At 43.3% G+C, this 3,454-nt stretch carries 5 protein-coding genes and 1 tRNA gene; 5 read left to right on the top strand and 1 reads right to left on the bottom strand.

The genetic code is table 11. The annotated features are described in order from the left end of the window. The first annotated feature begins 179 nt into the window (after window positions 1-179). Window positions 180-1,127 (top strand): tRNA epoxyqueuosine(34) reductase QueG, encoded by a 948-nt coding sequence (queG, locus tag IM500_RS21765; RefSeq protein ID WP_287739523.1) that lies wholly within the window; start codon window positions 180-182, stop codon window positions 1,125-1,127. Beyond that, window positions 1,117-1,755, top strand: a complete 639-nt coding sequence (locus IM500_RS21760; protein ID WP_287739522.1) for an HAD-IA family hydrolase — start codon at window positions 1,117-1,119, stop codon at window positions 1,753-1,755. The genes queG and IM500_RS21760 overlap by 11 nt, the downstream gene beginning before the upstream one ends. An 88-nt stretch (window positions 1,756-1,843) precedes the next feature. Here IM500_RS21760 and IM500_RS21755 read toward each other — a convergent pair. Next, a tRNA-Leu gene (locus IM500_RS21755) sits at window positions 1,844-1,929 on the bottom strand. Window positions 1,930-2,100: 171 nt separating this feature from the next. On the opposite strand from IM500_RS21755, the gene ndhL reads away from it, so the two are divergent. Genes ndhL through IM500_RS21740 form a run of 3 tightly spaced genes read left to right on the top strand, consistent with a single transcriptional unit; the run spans window position 2,101 to window position 3,099 of the window. Then, a complete protein-coding gene (gene ndhL / locus IM500_RS21750; RefSeq protein ID WP_002732218.1) occupies window positions 2,101-2,340 on the top strand; it encodes an NAD(P)H-quinone oxidoreductase subunit L in 240 nt (79 codons plus the stop codon). Between the two features lie 20 nt (window positions 2,341-2,360). Then, window positions 2,361-2,666, top strand: a complete 306-nt coding sequence (locus tag IM500_RS21745) for a DUF3007 family protein (RefSeq protein WP_002763321.1) — start codon at window positions 2,361-2,363, stop codon at window positions 2,664-2,666. Window positions 2,667-2,670: 4 nt separating this feature from the next. Further along, window positions 2,671-3,099: an ATP-dependent zinc protease family protein gene (locus IM500_RS21740; protein WP_002795887.1), complete on the top strand. Its 429-nt coding sequence runs from the start codon at window positions 2,671-2,673 to the stop codon at window positions 3,097-3,099. Window positions 3,100-3,454 lie beyond the last annotated feature (355 nt).

Below are 3,454 nucleotides of genomic sequence, written 5' to 3'. Positions count from 1 at the left end.
GGTGTGGGGTGTGGGGTTTTACCGATTTTGAGGTAGTCAGTTGCCTAATTTTCAGGGAAAAAGTACCTGAATTTTGCCCCCGATCCCCGCAATGGCTGGCACTTTTTGAGGGAAAAAAAGTCTAAAAGTCTTATCCAACAAAGTTTTTAGATTTATTCAGCAAGCCCTAAGATATTTCTATGGTGACAGAAACACAAATCAAAGAAAAAGCGCTAGAGTTGGGCTTCCATGGGGTCGGTATTGCCTCTGTGGACAGCCAAGACTCGGCGGTATCCCATCTAAAAAGCTGGTTAGAGCGGGGTTATCACGCTGATATGGATTGGATGACTAACCCGAAACGACAGGATATCAAAACTCTTTGGCCAGAAGCGCGATCGCTAATTGGTCTCGCCCTTAACTACTACACCCCCCAGCAACACAGTCAAGAGCAAAACCATGGCAAAATTTCCCGTTATGCTTGGGGACGGGATTATCACAAAGTATTAAGTAAAAAATTAAAAGCCCTCAGTCAATGGTTAGAAAGTCAGGGGGAGCAAATTCAAACCCGTTACTATGTGGATACAGGACCGGTACAGGATAAAGTTTGGGCGCAAAGAGCAGGGATCGGCTGGATTGCCAAGAATGGTAACTTAATTACCCGTAATTACGGCAGTTGGGTTTTTTTAGCCGAAATATTAACTAATTTACCTTTAGAACCCGATCGACCCCATAGCGCCCATTGTGGCACCTGTAGCCGTTGTTTAAGCGCTTGTCCGACCCAAGCAATAGTTAGTCCCTCTGTGGTGGATGCTAATCGCTGTATTGCATATCATACCATCGAAAATCGTGCTGTAACTTTGCCTACAGAAATTGCCGAGAATTTACAAGGTTGGGTAGCTGGCTGCGATATCTGTCAAGATGTCTGTCCTTGGAATCAACGTTTTGCCCAAGTTACCGACGTGGAGGATTTTCAACCTCGTCCCGAAAACCTCTCGCCAAGGTTGGAGGAATTAGCTAATCTAACTATAGAGGAGTGGGATCGTCGTTTCATCTCGTCAGCCCTGCGTCGAATTAAACCCCAGCAGTGGCGACGTAATGCCCAAGCTAATTTAGCTCATTCCCCTCACCCCGCACAAGATGACAATTAAAGTGGTCGTGTTCGATTTTGATGGTACTATCGCCGATACCCACGATACTTTCGTGGAGATTGTCAATCGTTTGGCTAAAAATTTTGGTTATCAACCCGTCAATGAGGAAGATTTGGCCAGACTAAAAAACCTTAGTTCCCAAGAAATTATTAAACAATCCCAAGTTTCCCCCGTTAAAATCCCTTTTTTACTCTATCGAGTTAAACGGGAATTAAATAAACAAATTGAATGTCTGAAACCTTTCCATGGCTGGCATCACTGCCTCGCCACTCTTAAAGAAAGAGGCTATAGATTAGGAATCATAACTTCTAATACTAAAGAAAATGTCACCATATTTTTAGCAAATAATCAACTCTTAAATTTATTTGATTTTATCTGTTCGGGAACGCCTTTATTCGGCAAACACAAAATTCTTGATCGCCTGATCCGACAAAATAAATTCTGTCCCGATGAAATGATTTATGTCGGCGATGAAACTAGAGATATTACTGCTGCCCAAAAAAGTCGAGTGCAAGTGGTGGCAGTCGCTTGGGGCTTTAATTCCCCTCAAATTCTCACTCAATTTAACCCCGATCATCTCATTCATCATCCCCTAGAATTATTGGATATTTTAGATAGGGCTAGCTGAAAAAGTTTTTTCTGGGGACAAGGAAAGGCAGTTTGGACATTTGTACTAAAATACCCAATACTCAGTTTAAATATGGACTTTCGATCGATGGGGGCAGAGAGACTCGAACTCTCACGAGCTTATAAGGCTCAACGGATTTTAAGTCCGTAGCGTCTACCATTCCGCCACGCCCCCGTTATTTAACCGACAATTTTTTATCATATCACAAATAATTTAATTGGCAAGAGTATTTTCAACAATTATTTTAGCCCGCCAATTCGATCGCCGCAAAGGGGGAAAGAGGGGGTAAAATAATCAGCAGGTGAATTGCCGTTCACCGACAGCCATTGAGAAAAATCAATCCTTATGCAATCAATTCTGACGCAAGAAACCATTATCATCGCCCTGATCTACCTATCTCTCAGTGTCTTGTATTTGCTCGTCATTCCCGCCGTTATCTACTACTACCTCAATACGCGCTGGTATGTGGCTTCTTCTTGGGAAAGAGGGTTTATGTACTTTCTGATGAGCTTTTTCTTCCCCGGGATGCTGTTGTTAAGTCCTTTCCTTAACTTCCGTCCCCAACGTCGTACCCTAAAAGCTTAAGTTATCAACCAAAAAAACCCATGAGACGCATCGATGTCATCGGGATTGGTATAGGGATGTTTGCTATGGGCGGCATCCTCTACATTATCCTACAAAAAACCGGTTTAGATAGTGCTTCGGCGGGAATTTGGAGTCAAGCGGTGTTGGTAGGTGGTGTCATCGGTTGGATTTTTACCTATCTGTTTCGAGTTGCCACCGATAATATGACCTACGGCAAACAGCGCAAGGATTACGAAGATGCCGTCTTTAAAAAACGCCTGGAAGCGATGACTCCCGAAGAAATCGCCCAAATGCAGCGGGAAATCGAAGAAGAAAAAACTAAATAGACGGATGAAACCCGATAAAATCATCATCGGTTGGCGAGAATGGCTGGATTTACCTGATTTAGGCATTACCAAAATAAAGGCCAAGATTGATACAGGCGCTCGCTCCTCGGCCCTACACGCTTTTCATCTCCACCCTTTTCTGGATGGCGATCGCAATTGGCTGCGCTTTCAAGTTCATCCCTACCAAAAAGATAGTCACCACACTGTCACCACCACCGCAGAAATCCTCGAATGGCGACAGGTAAAAAATTCTGGGGGTCAAAGTCAACTACGTCCTGTTATTAGAACAAGTGTATTGCTTGGTGGTCGTCAATGGGCGATCGAATTAACTTTAACTAATCGCGATGTCATGGGTTTTCGGATGTTATTAGGACGAGAAGCGCTGAAAAAAGGCTTTCTTGTCCATCCGAATAAGTCTTTTTTACTGAGTTAAGTTATATTTAGGGTTTGCGGCAAAAAGTTTTTCGGTGGTGGCAGGGTGTGGCCCCCCCAACCCCCTAGGGCTGTTTCATTCTCCCATCAGAATATCAAAAGTAAAAGCGATCACTATCAGGTAAAATGATAAGTGACCGGCAACTTTTAAAACATATGTTGAGCTTAATAGAAAAACTGAAACAAGTCAAGGACTTTCGGAAAGATCAAGGAAAAAGACACCCTTTATGCTGAGAGGGGGACAAGCGAGCTAGAAGGTAGATAGGGCAAGCGATATCGCTCTTTGTCCTTTGATGTAATCCTTCAACCGATAGCGGCTAATTTGCATTAACTCTTCTATATTTTTTTGGAACATT

Source organism: Microcystis sp. M179S2 (assembly GCF_020245805.1).
In the GTDB taxonomy this organism is placed as follows: Bacteria; Cyanobacteriota; Cyanobacteriia; order Cyanobacteriales; family Microcystaceae; genus Microcystis; species Microcystis aeruginosa.
The sequence above is the reverse complement of the archived record's forward strand: the minus strand, read 5'-3'. Positions and strand labels throughout refer to the sequence as shown.

Coding starts and splice junctions, on each gene's coding strand:
- IM500_RS21740 (WP_002795887.1), top strand. CDS start 2,671: ATGAAACCCGATAAAATCATCATCGGTTGGCGAGAATGGCTGGATTTA.
- queG (WP_287739523.1), top strand. CDS start 180: ATGGTGACAGAAACACAAATCAAAGAAAAAGCGCTAGAGTTGGGCTTC.
- IM500_RS21745 (WP_002763321.1), top strand. CDS start 2,361: ATGAGACGCATCGATGTCATCGGGATTGGTATAGGGATGTTTGCTATG.
- ndhL (WP_002732218.1), top strand. CDS start 2,101: ATGCAATCAATTCTGACGCAAGAAACCATTATCATCGCCCTGATCTAC.
- IM500_RS21760 (WP_287739522.1), top strand. CDS start 1,117: ATGACAATTAAAGTGGTCGTGTTCGATTTTGATGGTACTATCGCCGAT.